The organism is Marinobacter sp. C1S70, assembly GCF_000475355.1.
In the GTDB taxonomy this organism is placed as follows: Bacteria; Pseudomonadota; Gammaproteobacteria; order Pseudomonadales; family Oleiphilaceae; genus Marinobacter; species Marinobacter nauticus.
Genome location: NZ_AXBW01000045.1, coordinates 1 through 1,107, shown reverse-complemented (window position 1 = coordinate 1,107; position 1,107 = coordinate 1). Strand labels below are relative to the sequence as shown.

The 1,107-nt window shown below is 57.3% G+C and carries 1 protein-coding gene; it reads right to left on the bottom strand.

What is annotated here, in order from left to right; all coding sequences use genetic code 11:
• Positions 1-1,107: elongation factor Tu (gene tuf, locus Q669_RS13785; protein ID WP_022992718.1), on the bottom strand; the 1,107-nt coding region annotated here is incomplete at its 5' end.

Sequence of the window (1,107 nt, the reverse complement as noted above, 5' to 3'; positions counted from 1 at the left end):
TTACTCGATGATCTTGGCGACCACGCCGGCACCAACGGTACGACCACCTTCGCGAATCGCGAAGCGCAGGCCATCTTCCATGGCGATCGGAGCGATCAGGGTGACGGTCATTTTCACGTTGTCACCCGGCATTACCATTTCTACGCCTTCCGGCAGTTCGCAAGAACCGGTCACGTCAGTGGTCCGGAAGTAGAACTGCGGACGGTAGCCCTTGAAGAACGGAGTATGACGACCACCTTCTTCTTTGGACAGTACGTACACTTCACACTCGAACTTGGTGTGCGGCTTGATGGAGCCCGGTACACACAGAACCTGACCACGCTCAACGTCGTCACGCTTGGTACCACGCAGCAGAACACCAACGTTCTCGCCGGCACGACCTTCGTCCAGCAGCTTGCGGAACATCTCAACACCGGTACAGGTGGTCTTGGTGGTGTCGCGGATACCCACGATTTCCACTTCATCACCAACCTTGATGATGCCACGCTCAACACGACCAGTTACTACGGTACCACGACCAGAGATGGAGAATACGTCCTCGATCGGCATCAGGAACGGCTGATCGATCGCACGCTCCGGCTCAGGGATGTAGTCGTCCAGGGCTTCTACCAGCTTCTTCACAGCGGTAGTACCCATTTCGTTGTCGTCTTTGCCTTCCAGCGCCATCAGGGCAGAACCGGTGATGATCGGAGTGTCATCACCCGGGAAGTCGTACTGGCTCAGCAGGTCACGAACTTCCATCTCAACCAGCTCCAGCAGCTCCTCGTCGTCTACCATGTCGGCCTTGTTCAGGAACACGACAATGAAAGGAACGCCAACCTGACGGGACAGCAGGATGTGCTCACGAGTCTGCGGCATGGGGCCGTCAGCTGCGGAGCAAACCAGGATCGCGCCGTCCATCTGTGCCGCACCAGTGATCATGTTCTTCACATAGTCAGCGTGGCCCGGGCAGTCTACGTGGGCGTAGTGACGGGTCGGAGAATCGTACTCTACGTGAGAGGTCGCGATGGTAATACCACGCGCACGCTCTTCCGGTGCGTTATCGATCTGATCGAAAGCACGGCTCTCGCCAGTGCCCCAAACTTCGTGACATACACGAGTCAGGGC